Below are 16,772 nucleotides of genomic sequence, written 5' to 3' on the forward strand. Positions count from 1 at the left end.
GGATTTACTTCCGGTTGATGGCCGCTCCCTTTGCCTTTGCCTATTCGAATCTAACTAGGTAGTAATTTTTTTTGCCACGGCGCAATACCGTGTACTTGCCGTGCAACCGTTGCTCCTTCGTCACGAAGAATTCGACGTTTTGCTGACGCTGTCCGTTCACGTACACCGCGCCACTCTCGATATCTTGTCTTCCTTGGCGTTTCGAAGGGGCTGCTTTTGCCTCGATCAACAGATCCAGCAGCGCAATCTCCTCTTGACCCGAGATGACCGTAGTCGGCATGTCTTGCAGCGCTTCGACGAGCTCCGCTTCGCTAAGCTGCGTCACGTCTCCCGAGAACAACGCCTGAGTAATTTTCTCCGCGCTCGCGACGGCTTCTTCGCCATGCACTAGGCCGGTCACTTGACGCGCCAGCTCGCGCTGCGCTTCGCGTTTCTCCGGACGTTCGGCAAGCTCGGCTTCGAGCTCCGCGATTCTCGTTTTGTCCAAGAACGTGAAATACTTCAGGAACTTAATGACGTCGTTATCGTCCGTGTTGATCCAGAACTGGTAGAAGGCATATACCGACGTTTTGTTGCGATCCAGCCAGACCGCGCCCGATTCGGACTTGCCGAACTTCTTCCCGTCGCTCTTCGTGACCAGAGGTACCGTCATCCCGTAGGCGTCGCCTCCGCCCATTTTTCCGATCAAATCAAGTCCCGCGGTAATGTTGCCCCATTGATCGCTTCCGCCTACTTGCAGCGTACAGCCGTGATCCGTCAGCAGCTTGTAGAAGTCGTAGGATTGCAGGATCATGTAGCTGAATTCGGTAAAAGAAATGCCGTTCGCCAATCGGGAATCGACCGAATCTTTGGCCAGCATGTAATTGACGGTAAAGTTTTTGCCGATGTCTCTCAAGAAAGTGATGACGTCCAGCGAGCCTAACCAATCATAGTTGCTGACAAGCTTCGCGGAGTTGACTTCGGGATTGAAGTCGAGAAACCGGGAAAGCTGATCCTTCAGTCTGTTCGTCCATCCCGCGACCGTATCCGCCGTGTTGAGTGAACGCTCCGTGGAACGGCCGCTCGGGTCTCCGATCATGCCCGTACCGCCGCCGACTAGCGCGATCGGGTTATGTCCGGCTCTCTGGAAATGGCGAAGAATCAGAATCGGAAGCAAATGTCCGATGTGCAAGCTGTCCGCCGTCGGGTCGAAACCGCAATACAACACGACGCGCTCCTTGTTCAGCTTTTCTTGCAGGCCTTCGCGGTTGGTCATTTGGTGAATCAAGCCTCTGTATTCCAGTTCATCCAACAAACCCGTGTCGAGATTAGGCGTAATCGAATTGGTCATTGTTCAATCGCTCTCCTTGTTCTGAAATTAAAAAAGACCCGTCCTGTCTGTAGACAGGGACGAGTCATCGCGGTACCACCCTAATTGAAAACGCGCGCTTGCGCATTCTCCACTCCGATCGGATAACGGCCGACTTCCGTCTTGTCCTTCCGCACCGGTACGGTTTCGGATCAAGATGCTCCGGGACGTAATTCGCGCTTGCTCGCGTACCGGCTCACATCGGCCGCCGGCTCTCTGGAACGCGTAATGCGAACGCTACTGATTCCCTTCAATGCGATTGCTTATAGTATTCGTTTGAACCACTTTAAACGATGCGGCCCGAGATGTCAATCGGACTTTGCGCAAATTGACGGATGCCCGTTTTTTGCCTCTTGTTCGGGCTTAGCGGATACGATATACTACAACAAACTTCATGATCGTAATCATGCCTGTGAAGAGCATCCAACTCGGAGGCGTTCCCGTCAAGGAAATCGCGATCGCGGTCCAACCGTCGATTTCCCTAAGTCAACCGTAGCCGCGCGTTACAGCGGAACTAAAGCGGATCGGACAGTTCGGCTGTTCGGTCAATTTGGGTGGCACCGCGAGAATTAAACGCTCCTCGTCCCATAGAGACGAGAGCGTTTTTTTGCATTTTATCCTAAAAGGAGCGCGGTAACATGTTGGACATCAAATGGATCAGGCAACACCCGGACACGGTTCAGGAGGCGGCTGACGCGAAAGGAATCGACGTATCGATTCGGGAACTGCTGGAATGGGACGGCAAGAGACGTTCGTTGATCTCCGAGACGGAAGGACTAAGGGAATCGAGGAACAAGCTGTCGCAACGGATTGCGCAATTGTCCCGCGAAGCGAATGCGCGCGAAGCGGAAAATAAGAAGTCGGAGGCCAAGCTGATTAACGAAAGCTTGCGTTCGGCGGAGACGGCGTTAGCCGATGCGGAACGGCACTACAACGAATTAATGATGCTCGTGCCGAATGTCGTCTCGCCGGACACTCCCGCCGGACGATCGGACGCGGACAACGTGGAGCTCCGTCTGGTCGGCGAGCCGAGGATAACGGAGTCGTGGATGAAGGATCACGTCGCGCTCGGAGAGCTTCACCGGATGATCGACGTTCCCCGGGGAGTCAAAGCCGCGGGCACGCGCAATTATTATTTGACGGCCGACGGCGCCCTCCTGCACCGGGCCGTCCAACAGCTCGCGATCGATCTGGTCCTCGCCCAAGGCTTCACTTTGCTGGAAGTTCCTTTAATGGTGCGTCCCGACGCCTTGTACAACACCGGATTTTTCCCGCTGGGCGAAGATCAAGTATACCGGATCGAGGAAGAAAACAAACATCTGATCGGGACCTCGGAGGTTCCGTTAGTCACGTATCATGCCAACGAAATCGTCGATGCGTCCGAACCGATCAAATTGGCTGCCGCCTCCGTTTGTTTTCGGAGCGAAGTCGGCTCGACGGGAAAAGACGTCCAAGGGCTGTATCGCGTCCACCAATTCGCCAAAGTGGAACAAGTCGTCTTGTGCGAAGCCGATCCCGCATTATCTGACAGCCTGCTAAACGAAATTACCGCTAACGCGGAAAAGCTTCTGCGACTGTTGGAGCTTCCCTATCGGGTAGTGGCCGTATGTACCGGCGACATGTCGCAAAAAACGTACAAACAGTACGATATCGAAACTTGGATGCCCTGTCGCGGATCGTACGGCGAAACCCATTCTTCATCGAACTTGCACGACTTCCAAGCGCGACGCTCCAACATTCGCTATCGCGACGCGGACGGTAACCTGCGTTACTGCCATACGCTCAACAATACGGCCGTGGCCAGTCCGCGCATCCTGATCCCTCTTCTCGAGAATCATCAAGCCGAAGACGGATCGATTCATCTTCCGGCAGCTTTACGCCCTTATATGGGCGGTCGGGATCGCCTGTATCCGATTCGACTCGATTAACCTTGGGTTCGGCTCGGTCCGGGAGTGCTATTGTGAGGGTTAGGGCGAGCCTATTTGAAAATAGCGGCACCGCGTGCCGTTATTGGACGCTCCGGCGGCGGTTTCGGCGAAATAGCGGCACCGCGTGCCGTTATTGGACGCTCCGGTGACGGTTCCGTCAGAATAGCGGCACCCCGTGCCGTTATTGGACGCTCCGGCGACGGTTCTGGAGGAATAACGGCACCCCGGGCCGTTATTGGACGCTTCGGCAACGGTTTCGGCTCAATAGCGGCACCCCGTGCCGCTATTGAGCACACGCCAAAAAGCCCCAAGTCAACAGACTTGGGGCTTGCTATATAGATTAGAGCAAATGGCAAGCCGCGAAGTGGCCCGGCTCGACTTCCTTGAAAGGAGGCATCGTCGCCGCGCATTCCGGCATCGCATGCGGACAGCGCGTGCGGAACGGGCATCCGCTCGGCGGATTGAGAGGGCTCGGAATCTCGCCCTGAAGAATGATCCGCTTGCGCTGCTTCTGCAGGTCCGGATCCGGAATCGGTATCGCGGACAAAAGCGATTGCGTGTAAGGGTGCAGCGGCTTCGCGTTTAATTTATCGGACGTCGCCACCTCGACCAACTTGCCCAAGTACATAACGCCGATACGATCGGAGATGTGCTTGACCATAGCCAAGTCATGCGCGATGAACAAATACGTCAGTCCGCGTTCCTTCTGCAACTTCTTGAACAGATTAACGACCTGCGCTTGAACCGATACGTCGAGCGCGGAGATCGGCTCGTCCGCGATGATGAATTGCGGCTCGATCGCGAGCGCGCGGGCGATCCCGATCCGTTGGCGTTGGCCGCCGGAAAACTCGTGCGGGAAACGTCCGGCGTGCTCTTCGCTCAAACCGACGTCCCTGAGCAACTGGTTGACGCGTTCCTTCTTCTCCTTGCCGGAATACAATCCGTGAATCTCGATTCCCTCGGCAATGATTTTACCGACGGTCATACGCGGGTTCAATGAAGCATAGGGATCCTGGAACACCATCTGCATATCGCGATGGAATTGGTTCCGGTCCGCTCCCTTCATCTTCTGAACGTCTTTGCCGTTAAACAAGATTTGCCCGCCGGTGGCTTCATAGAGGCGGATAATCGTTCGGCCCGTCGTCGATTTGCCGCAGCCCGACTCTCCGACCAAACCGAACGTTTCTCCCCGGTTGATCGAGAAGTTCAAGCCGTCAACCGCCTTGAGGACGCGGTTGCCGCTCAGCTGAAAATGTTTCTGCAAATCTTTCACTTCTAGAATTTTATCTTCAGCCATGTGATCCCCTCCCTATTCCAACGGGCATCTCTACCTCGGGAGCGTCCGGATGATTAAGCCAGCATGCCGCGCTGTGATCCGCCGACACTTCGAAGTGTTCCGGATCGATCTCTTTGCACACTTTCATCGCATAAGGGCAACGGGCCGCGAATGCGCAGCCGACGGGCGGCGAATACAAGTCGGGCGGCGTACCCGGAATCGAGGCAAGCTCGTTGTTCTTATCGCTGTCAAGCCGAGGAACAGAACGAAGCAACCCCCACGTATACGGATGTTTTGGATTGTAGAAAATATCGTTCAGCGTGCCTCTCTCCACTACTTTTCCCGCATACATAACGATAACCTTGTGGGCCATCTCCGCTACGACGCCCAAGTCGTGCGTAATCAAGATGATCGAAGTTTCGGTTTTCTCTTGGATGTCGCGCAGCAAATCGATGATTTGCGCTTGAATCGTCACGTCGAGAGCCGTCGTCGGCTCATCCGCGATCAACAGCTTCGGATTGCAAGCCAGAGACAAGGCGATCATGACGCGCTGGCGCATCCCGCCGGACAGCTCATGCGGGTACTGATGGATGCGCTCCTCCGCGTTAGACATTCCGACAAGCGTAAGCAACTCGGCGGAACGCCGCAGCGCATCTGCTTTCGTCACCTTCTGGTGCTTGCGGATTCCTTCGGAAATTTGCGCGCCGACGGTCATCGTCGGATTAAGGGAAGTCATCGGATCTTGGAAAATCATCCCCATCTCTTCCCCGCGAATCTGTTGCATTTGGGATTCCGTCATCTTGGCGATCTCATGCTTGCCGTCGAACAAGATGGACGATCCTTCTTTAATATAACTAGGCGGAGTGGGGATCAATCTCATGATCGTCTGGGCCGTTACAGATTTCCCGCAGCCGGACTCGCCGACGATCGCCAATACTTCCCCTTTATTTACGGTGAAGGAGACGCCTCGTACCGCCTGAACTTCTCCGGCATACATTTTGAAGGATACGCGAAGATTGTTGACCTCAAGTATGGGTTTACCCATTCGGCAGGCCTCCTTATTTCCTCATTTTCGGATCGAGAGCGTCTCGCAATCCGTCGCCAAGCACGTTAAAGCTAAGCAAGATCAAACTGAATACGATCGTCGGGAAAATAATCCGGTGCGGCTGGTATCTCATGTAATGGGCACCGTCGTTGATCAGATTACCGAGCGACGCCATAGGCGGACGAATCCCGACCCCGATGAAGCTCAGGAACGATTCGAAGAAAATGGCCGTCGGCACGATAAACGTAATTTGCACGATAACCAACCCGATGACGTTAGGAATCAAATGCTGCAGGATGATCCGTTTCGGCTTCGCGCCTAACGTACGCGCGGCTAGCACGAATTCCTGCTCTTTCACGAGCAGCAGCTGGCCCCTGACAAGACGCGCCATTCCTACCCATCCCGTTAAGGCATAGGCGATAATAATGGAGCTAATGCCCGGCCCTAGGAAAACAATCAGAATAATGGCGAGCAGCAATAACGGAATGGAGTAAATAACCTCGATAATCCGCTGCATGACGTTATCCACTTTTCCGCCGAAGTAAGCCGAAATTCCGCCGTAGAGCACGCCGATGACCAAATCGATCAAAGCCGCGATTACCCCGATGAGCAAGGATATGCGGGTTCCCCACCATACCCGGGTCCACAAATCCCTTCCGAAGTCATCCGTTCCGAAAAAGTGCCCCCAAGACGGCTTAAGATCGATATCTTGCAAATATTGCGTTTCGTAATCGTACTTGCTGAACATTGGAGCAAAGATGGCCAGAATCGTCATCAGGATTAGAATAATCAATCCTGCCATAGCCATTTTATTAGATCTCAAACGCCTCCACGCATCCTGCCAATAAGTTAGGGAAGGTCGCACAATGGACTCCGCGTTTGTCGTTTTCTCAGCCGGTTGAAACTTGTCTTTAGATAGGCTTTCCATCGTTTACCTCCTCCCCGACATACGAATCCTTGGATCGATAAAGCCGTAGGCGATATCGGTTAGGAACATCACAACGATGAGAATCGCCGCATAGAAGATGGTAAGTCCCGTAATCATGGTATAATCCAAAGTCGTGATGGAGCTGACGAATTGATATCCCAAGCCCGGGATAACGAATACATTCTCGACGACGAGCGTTCCGGTAATGACGCCGACCGCGATAGGGCCGAGAATCGTCACGACTGGCAAAATAGCATTGCGTAACATGTGGCCCGTCACGATTTTACGCGTCGAAAGGCCTTTTGATTTAGCGGTTTTGATATAATCCAAGCTCGCTACTTCCAGCATGGAAGCGCGCATCATCCGCGCGAGCGTGGCAATCGTGCCTAATGCCAGAGCGAAAGCCGGCAAGATGCGATTCTCGGGGCCTTCCCACAGACCGGGCGGAAGAATTCCCCATTTGTTGCCTACATAAAGAGAAAGCAATGGCGCAAGAACGAAGGACGGAATCGAAATGCCGACGAGGGCAATGATCATGGCGGAGTAGTCCTGCCATTTGTTATGCCGAAGAGCAGCGATGATCCCTAAGGTCAAACCGATAATAATCGCGATGACAAGCGATTCTACCCCAAGCTCTAACGAGGCCGGGAAAGATTGCTTAATGACGCTTACTACCGAACGGGTCGGAAATTGGTAAGAAACGCCCAAGTCGCCTTGTACGACGTTACCCAGATATTGCAAATATTGTTGCCATTCCGGCTTATCCAAACCGTATTGCGCTTTCAGGATAGCCAAGTTCTCCGGAGGCAGCTTCGCTGCGACTTCTCCGAAAGGATTTCCCGGCAGCAGCTTCATGAGAAAAAAAGTGGCCGTAATAATAACCCATAACGTAATGATCATATAGACCAAACGACGCAGCACGTATTTCAGCACGATGAAATCCTCCTTTCCGGGAATGAATAATTTTCCTATGCCTGCAATCAACATGAAAGAAGCCGTTCTAGCAACGGCCTCTTTCATGGATTGTTCTTGTACTGAATGTACGGCATGTATCGTTCTCAAAGATTGAAGCTTCCTATTTAACGGAAGCCCATTTCAATTCGAAGTCAGGACCGTAAGGAGGCAAGATCAAACCTTGTACTTTATCTTTGATCAAGAACGGAGAAGAGCGGAAGTAAAGCGGGAATACGGCTGCTTCTTCAAGCAGGATTTTTTCCGCTTCGTGCATTTTCTCCGCGCGGACTTTCGTGTCAAGTTCCTTTTGCGCGGCTTTGATCAATTCGTCGTATTTCGCGTTTTTCCAATCTTGCGTGTTGAAAGGACCGCCGGAAACGTACATGTCCAGCCATGTCATCGGATCGTTGTAATCAGCGCCCCACAGCGTGGACACGATCGAGTAGTTTTTGCTAAGTTCTCTTTCAAGACGGGTAGCATGCGGCAATGGCTCCGCCAGAACCGTAATGCCGAGGTTCGTTTTCCATTGGGAAACGAGGAACTCAAGCATTTTCTTGCCTGTCTCGGTATCATCGCCAATGATGGACACTTGCGGCAGGGAAGCCACGCCCGCTTCGGCCAAACCCTCGGCCAGCAGCGTTTTTGCTTTAGCGGCATCGAATGCCACTTCCGTGTCGCCTACGACCTTACGGAATTCCTGGCCGTTGCCGTCGCTGTTTCCGTTCGGCACATAACCCGTGGAGGCTACGGAACCGTTTTTCAGAACGACGTCGACAAGACCTTGACGGTCAATCGCCATGCTCAGAGCTTGACGAACTTTAGCGTTAGCGAAAGCGGGAACTTTCGATTGTTGGAAATTCAAGTAACCGGTAACGAGCTCGCTCTTGCGGTGAAGCTCCGTTTTACCTTCATAAGGCTTCATTTGGTCGCCTTTGATATCTGCATAATCCGTTTTGTTAGATTCGTACAAGTTCAAGCCGGTTGCCGTATCTTTGACGATGTTCAAAGTAACCTTGTCCAGCTTGACGTTGGCAGCATCCCAGTATTTCGGATTTTTCTCGAGAACGAGCTGTTGCTCGTGATCCCATTTCGTCAGGACGAAAGGTCCTGCGCCGAGCACTTTGTCCGCATCCGCGCCGCTCTTGTCGCCTTGAGCTTCTACGAACTCTTGTTTTTGCGGATAGTAGTTCAAGAAAGCAAGCTGAGCCGTGAAATATGCCCGCGGAATATCCAAAGTAATTTCAAGCGTTTTGTCGTCGAGCGCTTTAACGCCCAGATTCTCTTGAGCTTTTTTCAACTCTTCAGGCGTTTTGGCATCTTGTACGGCTTGACCGCCTTTAAGCCATGTAAGAATGAAAGCGTAAGAAGCTTTAGTAGCCGGATCAAGCGTTCTTTGGTAGGAATATACGAAGTCTTTAGCAGTCAATGGGGATCCATCCGCCCACACCAGACCGTCGCGCAGCTTAATGGTATAAGTCAAACCGTCTTCGGAGATCGTCGGCAATTCCGCCGCAAGAGCCGGTTGTGGATTCATGTCTTTGTCCAAACGATACAAACCTTCGCTAATAGCTCCGAGAATCGTGAACGATGCCGCGCTTTCCGCGATGGATACGTCCAATGCCGGAGGATCGGCGCGATAGTTCATCACCATCTCCTGCTTGCTGCCCGTTCCGGAGCCCGTAGAAGCGGTACCTGACGGTTCGGAGTTCGTGTTGTTGTTGCCGCAAGCCGCAAGCAGCGTACCGGCTAACGTGACTGCCATGGCAGCCGAGAAAATTTTCTTGAATTTCATTCTGTTGCCTCCCCGTTTTTTTTACTGACTATCATTACTTTTTTGCATAGTTTCTATGCATCTATCTACGCATGTCCCCTATACACTTGACTGATAATTGCCAATATTTCCAATATTGAAAAAATGACAACTCCACTCCCCCGCAAGCTTTCATCTCATGAAATGAATACCCTCCAAATTAAGGGTTTAATCACTTGTCCGATTTGAATTTTGACGGAACAGAAGTCATCCTACTATATAACGTTCGGATTTAGCAATGAGAGTTTCTGGCAAAGGTACGATTCATACCTCCGCATGTAATATATATTTACATTAAAGATTGATTAAAAAATGTTTTCCGTTTATTCATTAATAAAAATGCATATTCATTCACGCTCATCCTTTGAATTTGTAAGACGACATCGCCCGAGGATGAAATTCCGTTCACCCTAGCCCCATTAATTAGGAATTGCGTAATTTTACTGGGCACAAACTTAGTACATTATTAACTAAATATTAGTACTGCATTAAAAAAGCGTAATGTATAAGAAAAAACCTCTAGAATAGGCTTAAATAGCCAGTTCTAGAGGTGCTTCTTTTATCCATGCGTTCCTTATTTTGTTCTGACTCTCGCTAATGCAAGCCCGTCATATGCCGGTAAATGGACACCGGACAGCCTCGGATCTTGAGCGATCGTCCGATTGAAATTTCGTATTGCCAGCACCGACGGCCCTTGCCTCGACTCGTCGATCGTTTTTCCGCGGAGCAGCGTGTTATCCGCGGCAATAATCGCTTCGTCATTGGCAAGGCTGATACAGGTTTCTAAATAATGAGGGTAATTTTCCTTGTCCGCGTCAATGAAGAAGAAATCGAAGCGGGCACCCTCCTCCCGCAATTTCTCCAAGCTGGCCGACGCGTCGCCTACGCGATATTCCGCCAATCCGCCTAACCCGGCCGCTGCCATGTTCGCCATGGCGATATCCGCGTATTCCTGCCGCAGTTCCAAGGATACCAGCCTCCCATCCGCGGGTAATCCTCTCGCCAAACATATTCCGCTATATCCCCCCAACGCTCCGATCTCTAGAATAGAGCGCGAATGGGATAGCGACACAAGAAACGTAAGCAAACGGCCATATCCCGGCGCAACCGAGATCGCCGGCATTCCGGCATTCTGAATGCTTTCGCCAACCCGCTCAAGATCGGGATCCTTCAGATACAGCTCGTCAAAGTATTGATCAGGCGACATGCCCATCCCGTTCGTTCCTCCTCGTTGTCCGCCACACCGTTAAATCTGCAGATGGTTACAATCCAACATTGTACCACAATATTTGTAATTTCCCCTTCATTAGAGCTATACTGATTTTTGTTCAGCATTTTACATTACGTTGATCAAACGTACGGCGAATTTACTTTCTATTAATGGAAGCGACATTCGCTACGCTTAGGAAAGGAAGTTATGTCATGTTAGCGCAGTTGCGAACTGCTGCACGGAAAGGACTTGATTGGTCCGCGAGAGGGCTCCGGCTCTGGCCCTTATGGGGAATAACCCTGCTCGTCGCTTCCATGTTGTTCAAATTAAACGAGCTCGATCATCAATTTAACGTCGGCGGCATGAATTACTGGAAATGGGCCGTTAATTTAGGCGCGGTACTTCTCGCTTCTTTCTGGACGATCTTCTTGGGCCCGCGCGCCAAAGCCGTATCTCTAGCCTTACTGGATCTTGCGCTATCCATCCTTCTGTTCGCGGATCTTATCTATTTCCGTTACTTCAAAGATTTCATTTCCGTTCCCGTGCTTCTTCAAGCCGGCCAGGTAGGAGAATTGCAAGCCAGTATCTGGAGCCTCATGGAATCCGGAGATTGGCTTTATTTCGCCGACATCCCCGTCGCCTTCGCGCTTGCCGGTTGGGTGCTGTGGAGGCACTCCGCTAAGCGCCAGTCTCTTAGGTCCGGTTCCGAGTTTGCCTCGCGGAAACCGTTATGGCGCAAATTCATTCCGGCTACGTTGGTATTCGCAATCGGTTGGGCGCTCATTTATTACCCGGTTGAAGAGCAGAAAAACGGATGGGCCCGCGGTTTATTCGTCGGCAACTGGTGGAACGTCCCAATCTATAACGTCACCGGTTTGCTCGGATTCCATGGCTACGACACCTATCGTTATGCCAAAGAGCATTGGTTCGGCGACAATCTGTCCAAAGAGCAAATCCAGGAAGCGAAATCATGGTTCACGGAGCGGCAAAAGCTGCAGAAGCAAATGGAATCGGAGCCTCTATTCGGGCAGTACAAGGGCAAAAACGTACTTGTGGTCCAAGCGGAAGCGTTCCAACAATTCGTCATCGGTCAGACGATCGGAGGAGAAGAGATTACTCCTATCCTGAACGAACTGATAGGACGAAGCCTGTATTTTCCCAACTTCTATCACCAGACCGCTCAAGGGCGGACTTCCGACGCCGATTTTCTCACGAGCTGTTCCATGCATCCGTTGCCGACCGGCTCCGCGTTCATCCGCTTCGCCGGCAACCAATTCGATTGCGCTCCTTCCGTCATGAAAAGCGAAGGGTACGACGCGACCGTCCATCACGCGTACGACGGCAGCTTCTGGAACCGGAACAATATGTACCATAATATGAAGTACGATCAATTTTATAATATCAAGGATTATACGATAGACCAACCGATCGGCTGGTCGCTGGGCGATCAATCCTTCTTCCGCCAAACGGTCGAACAATTGAAAGAGCGTCAGAAATCGCCTTTCTATGCGCTATCCATTACGTTATCCAGCCATCATCCTTTCAAACTGCCCTACGCCAACCAAGAGCTGGACGTAGGCGATCTGCAAGGCACGATACTGGGAGATTACGTTCAAGCGATGCATTACGTCGACTCTGCCGTCGGCTCGTTAGTCGAAGATCTAAAGGATGAAGGCATGTGGGATGACACGATTCTCGTATTCTACGGCGATCACGATAACTCCGTGTACGATTGGAAGCTGTACGAAAAGTACTTCGGCAATCCGGTGTCGGACATCGACAAGGACCGAATCGTACGCAAGGTCCCCTTCTTCATCCACTTGCCTAACGACGAGAATGCGAGAGTGGTAGACAAAGCGGTCGGCCAGATCGACACGACGCCTACCCTCATGCACCTGCTCGGTATTCCGGCCGACGATCGGTATTTAATGGGGATCAGCATGTTATCCGAGGCGCCGAAGTCGGTCGTATTCCGCAATGGCGGATTTACGGACGGCAACGTCTACTTCGTGCCTAGCGCGGACGGGATCGCGGCTAACGGAACCTGCTACGACGTCTCGGGCGGTGACGGCGAGAAGACGGATGCGGCGGCATGCGCGGCCGGAGCGGAATCCGCCAAGCATGACCTCAGCGTATCCGACACCGTCATCGAGCACGATCTGATCGCCGCGTTTCATGAGGAAGACGAAGAATAGCGCGAACACAAAGGCTCCGCCGTCCCTAAGGGACGGCGGAGCCTTTGGCTTAACGATTCAGAAAGTGCGAAAGCCGTTTATACTTGCGACTTCACGTATTTGCGAGCTTTCTCGATCACTTCGTCTTCCGTAGGCGCCGTGACGTAACGCCCGTTAATAAAGATGAATGCGTAACGGGAACAAGGTCCGCAATACGATTTGCAAGCGACCTTGATCTCGGTTCCTGGCACCAGCTTCTGCAGCTTCGGGAGCATCGTCTTGACCCGTACATGCTTGCACTTATCGCAAATCCGTATATCGTTAAGCGGGGTAAGCTCGTTATCAGTGGTCTCCATGGTTGCCCTTGCTTGGATTCGTAATCACGAATCCTTCCTTCGGAAAATAGAGATAGTCGATCTTCACGCCGTCTAGCAAGGACTCCCCTTTGGCTAGGATGACATCGATCCCTTTATCCGTCGATACGACTTCTTCCTTGTCGGTCGGCTTAGCCAGATCCATTCCATAGTGCGCATGGTCTCCGTGGCTATGCGTAATAAAGACTTTCAACTTCAAGTCCGCGTTCTCGGGCTTGTCCAATTCACGACGCAGCACGTTAGCCGCGTTCCGAGTAATTTTGCAGTTCATATGGCCATTCACTCCCGTCAGGTTCTCCGTTCTATTGTAAGTATTTTAAAGTAGGAACACAAGAGACGGTTCAATCGACCGCCTCCTAATTCCTGGCCAAACTATTCTTGCCGCTGGGTTGATCGATACTGCCGCTGCTGATCCGGCTGCCGGTATCGTAGGTTGGCCGTAGATCCGATCCCTTGCGCTTGCTGACAATCCTTAGGCGAGCCGATGTACGCGGTAGACGTAATGGGAGCAAACGTATCCTCGACTTTTGCTTCGTTCAAGCAGTAGGAGTGCGCCCACACGCTCGCGGGAGTCAATCGCAAAATATCCGAACCGAAAATCGCTTCGGGAGCCGGGGCATCGAAGATAGCAAGCAGGCGAGTATTGTCGACGGTCGCGATCTCGTAGTGCCACCATCCTTGCGGGACGTTGGCGACTTGACCCGGTTGAATCGGAAAATGGAGCAACCGGGTCGTAAAAGGATTAATCAACGAGACGACAGCCGCCCCCGAAATACAATAAACGAGCTCGGAAGCGTTCTGATGGATATGCGGTTCCACCACGTTCCCCGCGCTCATATAAATGTCCAGCAGCGAGTTGTTCCCCAGCGTGTTCAAATCCTTGATGGACAGCCGGTTAATATAATTGCTCGCGTCTTTCCTGAAAAACAAGTCGTTCTTCAAATCAAAGGTGAACTGAACCGTTGGTGATGTAAAATCCGCGTTCGAATTCGCCAAGCTTATTCCACGCCTCTCTCTTCGTTGATCGCAATCTTAGAGAAGTATATGCGAATGCCTAGAAAGAGGTTCAAAGCGTGTATTTGCGTTCCATCGCCCGCGCGTACCAGCCGGCGACAAGAGCCGTAAAGGCCGCATCGTCAATCGGCATGAACGGCATGAAGTCCGGAAGCAGCCAATACAGGCTACCGGAACGATGAAGATCAGCTTGTCGCTTAGAGACACGCGCTCCGAACGAAGAATCCGCCATACTCTGCTCGGAAGATGTTTCCATACGGTTGTCCAAGATCTGCGAGCCATGCGCGGGGCCCCTTTCTGTACATGCAACTTGTATCCAGTGTACCCCGCTCTCCGCCGGACGAATCATTCCGGCGCGCAATCCAGCGCTTCCGCCAAAAGCCTCGCGATATCGTCATAGGTGTCCTCGAAGCCCTCCATGGGGAGCGGATTGCGTCCCCAGCCGGCTTCCACCGTAAATCCCGGACGACGGAACTTGGAGATGAACCAGTCTTTGTACCCCGCATCGCTTCCTTCCAGATAGACGGCGCGATACCCGGCCGAAGCCGCCAATCGCCCCGCCCAAGCTCGCGATTCCTCCGGCTCGTCGTTCCGGTAATTCCAGTAAATCTCCTCGCCCTGGGTATGCAGCGAGATAACCGCATGGAAATCATTCCGCTCCGTAAATTCAGCCAACGCGGCGGCTTCCGGTTCGGACAAGGGTTTCTCGCCGCCGTAATCGCGCGGCGCCGGCGACAAAATCCCTCTGCGCAGCCGTTCCTCCTCCCAATGGGCAGGAAATTGATCGTTCAAATCTACGCCTCGCGCATTCGCTTTCCATCTATGAAAACGAGAGGAACCCCGGTTCCACTGCAGCAGCTCCTTGTAATAAGGATGTTTTGGCGTCATTCCTCGTTGGACAAGCTCGACGCCATCCGGATTCACCATCGGGACGATCCACAAACTGCAACGCGAAAATAACTGTTTGGCTGATTTTCCCCAGAACGAGAGCCTCTTCGTGCAAGCATGGGCGTATTGTTCCGCGAACTTCATCAGCAAGAGGGAGGTGATCCACTCGTTCGCATGGCAAGAACCGTTAAAATGCCAGTTAAACGGACCGGCGCCTAGTTTCAAGTACGGGATCGGTTTGCCAAGCGCGCTTCTGCCAATCGACCCTACGCTAATAAAGGGATACTTGCGCGCTAATCTTCTTACGTCTTTCGTTAACTGTTCCGGACTATACTCGTCTTTGCCAGCCATGGGAACACCCTCCTATACCTCGGCGGTTCTTATGGTCTATGTGCGTAAGTCCGCTCTTATAACCTCTCTCCGCACAAAAAAAAGCCCGGCGAGCCGGACGCCGTCTGAAACGTCGTCGAACTCTCCCGGGTCCGATCGTCAATCATACCCTGATATGCGGAACCTGCCACACGACAGGTGTTAGTCGGATCTGCTCTCCTAACCAAGCTTGAGCGATATCCTGAAATTTTCTCGGTTCTCCGCTGCAAAAAACTGATGAACGGGAACTTCGCTCTGATCCGCCAGTTCGTTATTCTCGTATAGAATCGAACGAATCTCCCTTGCGGTCTCTTCGGCCGAATTGATCAAGACGACCTCCGGACCCATCACTGCGGAAATGCTATCCGTAAGGAAAGGGTAATGTGTGCATCCGAGAATCAAACAATCCATCGTGGATTTCCGCAGGCTTAGGAGAGACTCGGATACTGTTCTGAACGTTTCCGCGGAACGGAAATTGCCATCCTCCACAAGCGGCACGAACGTTGGACATGCGCGGCTTACGACCTGTACAAGAGGAGACAGCTTCTTAAGCTCGATATCGTAAGCACCGCTTCTAATCGTCCCTTCCGTGCCGATCACGCCGACGACTCCGGATTTCGATCGCCCGACTGCCGCGCGAGCTCCGGGACTTATTACGCCGACCACCGGCAGGTTGATCCGTTGCCGGATGTCCTCCAAAGCTAAGGCCGTTGCCGTATTGCAGGCAATGACGATCATTTTGGGATCGTAATGAGTGAGATATTCTACGATTTCGCGGGTAAATGCGACGACCTCTTCCGCAGGTCTGGAACCATAAGGCGTTCGTGCGGTATCGCCGAAATACACTATTTTTTCATGGGGAAGCTGACGCATCACTTCCTTGACGACGGTCAGTCCCCCTACGCCGGAATCAAGGACTGCGATCGCTTGCTGCACGAGAACACCGCTTTCTTCACAGTTGATGAAGTCATTTCATCATACTTTATGAGCCCCAAGCGCAAAAGGTACCTAGATCTTAGCTGATATTTGGACAAGGATGAGCCCCAAAAACGCGCCCTGCGGGAGAGGGCGGCGTTTCGGCGCGTTATGGATAGGATTATTGTACCGACGGCTTGTCGTCCTCGTAGGATTCTTCCGTAGCGGCGACTTCCTCCGTGTCGATGGATGCGTTCAGCTTGCGGGTACGGATATCGGTTACTAAATTCGATGTTTTCTTAGCCAGCGATTGCACGGCCGAACCGGCTTGGCGGCTAAGATCCGCCGTTTTCTCCCCGACCTTCTGAGCCGTTTGCGCGATGTCTCCGCGAAGCTCGCGGCCGGTTTTCGGAGCGAACAACAGCGCCGTGACCGCTCCCGTAATCGCGCCCGTCAACGTTCCCCACAAAAACGATTTTACTGCTTTCTTATTAGACATGCTTTCACACTCCTCTGATGAATCCGCACCCAGTCCCGGT

At 52.3% G+C, this 16,772-nt stretch carries 15 protein-coding genes, 1 pseudogene and 1 other annotated feature; of the genes and pseudogenes, 2 read left to right on the forward strand and 14 right to left on the reverse strand.

All coding sequences use genetic code 11. The annotated features are described in order from the left end of the window. Positions 1 to 40: 40 nt before the first annotated feature. Positions 41 to 1,330: a tyrosine--tRNA ligase gene (tyrS, locus tag FPL14_RS04765; RefSeq protein ID WP_182301942.1), complete on the reverse strand. Its 1,290-nt coding sequence runs from the start codon at positions 1,328 to 1,330 to the stop codon at positions 41 to 43. A 52-nt stretch (positions 1,331 to 1,382) separates the two neighbouring features. Then, positions 1,383 to 1,611, reverse strand: a binding site (T-box leader). 375 nt (positions 1,612 to 1,986) lie between these two features. Between tyrS and serS the strand changes: the two genes are divergently transcribed. Beyond that, complete coding sequence (serS, locus tag FPL14_RS04770) at positions 1,987 to 3,276, forward strand: serine--tRNA ligase (RefSeq protein ID WP_182301943.1); 1,290 nt, start codon at positions 1,987 to 1,989, stop codon at positions 3,274 to 3,276. 340 nt (positions 3,277 to 3,616) lie between these two features. Here the strand turns inward: serS and FPL14_RS04775 are convergent, their stop codons facing one another. The 6 genes from FPL14_RS04775 to FPL14_RS04800 all read right to left on the reverse strand — a co-directional run bounded on the left by FPL14_RS04775 (position 3,617) and on the right by FPL14_RS04800 (position 10,502). Beyond that, positions 3,617 to 4,573 (reverse strand): ABC transporter ATP-binding protein, encoded by a 957-nt coding sequence (locus FPL14_RS04775; protein ID WP_182301944.1) that lies wholly within the window; start codon positions 4,571 to 4,573, stop codon positions 3,617 to 3,619. Next, complete coding sequence (locus FPL14_RS04780; protein WP_182301945.1) at positions 4,566 to 5,597, reverse strand: ABC transporter ATP-binding protein; 1,032 nt, start codon at positions 5,595 to 5,597, stop codon at positions 4,566 to 4,568. The genes FPL14_RS04775 and FPL14_RS04780 overlap by 8 nt, the downstream gene beginning before the upstream one ends. Positions 5,598 to 5,610: 13 nt before the next feature. Beyond that, positions 5,611 to 6,525 (reverse strand): ABC transporter permease, encoded by a 915-nt coding sequence (locus tag FPL14_RS04785; RefSeq protein WP_182301946.1) that lies wholly within the window; start codon positions 6,523 to 6,525, stop codon positions 5,611 to 5,613. Between the two features lie 3 nt (positions 6,526 to 6,528). After that, complete coding sequence (locus FPL14_RS04790) at positions 6,529 to 7,458, reverse strand: ABC transporter permease (RefSeq protein ID WP_182301947.1); 930 nt, start codon at positions 7,456 to 7,458, stop codon at positions 6,529 to 6,531. Positions 7,459 to 7,600: 142 nt separating this feature from the next. Next, on the reverse strand, positions 7,601 to 9,271 hold the full coding sequence (locus FPL14_RS04795; protein ID WP_182301948.1) for a peptide ABC transporter substrate-binding protein: 1,671 nt from the start codon (positions 9,269 to 9,271) through the stop codon (positions 7,601 to 7,603). Between the two features lie 592 nt (positions 9,272 to 9,863). Next, positions 9,864 to 10,502, reverse strand: coding sequence for an O-methyltransferase (locus FPL14_RS04800; RefSeq protein ID WP_182301949.1), 639 nt, complete (start codon positions 10,500 to 10,502; stop codon positions 9,864 to 9,866). Positions 10,503 to 10,711: 209 nt separating this feature from the next. Between FPL14_RS04800 and FPL14_RS04805 the strand changes: the two genes are divergently transcribed. After that, on the forward strand, positions 10,712 to 12,694 hold the full coding sequence (locus FPL14_RS04805) for an LTA synthase family protein (protein WP_182301950.1): 1,983 nt from the start codon (positions 10,712 to 10,714) through the stop codon (positions 12,692 to 12,694). Between the two features lie 77 nt (positions 12,695 to 12,771). Here the strand turns inward: FPL14_RS04805 and FPL14_RS04810 are convergent, their stop codons facing one another. The 7 genes and pseudogenes from FPL14_RS04810 to FPL14_RS04840 form a co-directional block, all read right to left on the reverse strand. Further along, positions 12,772 to 13,029, reverse strand: a complete 258-nt coding sequence (locus FPL14_RS04810; protein ID WP_182301951.1) for a YuzB family protein — start codon at positions 13,027 to 13,029, stop codon at positions 12,772 to 12,774. Beyond that, positions 13,016 to 13,318 (reverse strand): iron-sulfur cluster assembly accessory protein, encoded by a 303-nt coding sequence (locus FPL14_RS04815; RefSeq protein WP_182301952.1) that lies wholly within the window; start codon positions 13,316 to 13,318, stop codon positions 13,016 to 13,018. Before FPL14_RS04815 ends, FPL14_RS04810 begins: the two co-directional genes overlap by 14 nt. A gap of 101 nt (positions 13,319 to 13,419) precedes the next feature. Then, on the reverse strand, positions 13,420 to 14,043 hold the full coding sequence (locus FPL14_RS04820; RefSeq protein WP_182301953.1) for a cupin domain-containing protein: 624 nt from the start codon (positions 14,041 to 14,043) through the stop codon (positions 13,420 to 13,422). A 70-nt stretch (positions 14,044 to 14,113) separates the two neighbouring features. Next, positions 14,114 to 14,317, reverse strand: a complete 204-nt coding sequence (locus FPL14_RS04825) for a hypothetical protein (protein WP_324617872.1) — start codon at positions 14,315 to 14,317, stop codon at positions 14,114 to 14,116. Between the two features lie 89 nt (positions 14,318 to 14,406). Further along, a complete protein-coding gene (locus FPL14_RS04830; protein WP_182301954.1) occupies positions 14,407 to 15,300 on the reverse strand; it encodes a M14 family metallopeptidase in 894 nt (297 codons plus the stop codon). 142 nt (positions 15,301 to 15,442) lie between these two features. After that, a pseudogene (gene racE, locus FPL14_RS04835) lies at positions 15,443 to 16,254 on the reverse strand (glutamate racemase). 160 nt (positions 16,255 to 16,414) lie between these two features. Continuing rightward, the gene (locus FPL14_RS04840; RefSeq protein ID WP_182301955.1) at positions 16,415 to 16,732 is read right to left on the reverse strand and encodes a YtxH domain-containing protein; all 318 of its coding nucleotides are present in this window, start codon (positions 16,730 to 16,732) and stop codon (positions 16,415 to 16,417) included. Positions 16,733 to 16,772 lie beyond the last annotated feature (40 nt).

Source organism: Cohnella cholangitidis (assembly GCF_014107495.1).
In the GTDB taxonomy this organism is placed as follows: Bacteria; Bacillota; Bacilli; order Paenibacillales; family Paenibacillaceae; genus Cohnella; species Cohnella cholangitidis.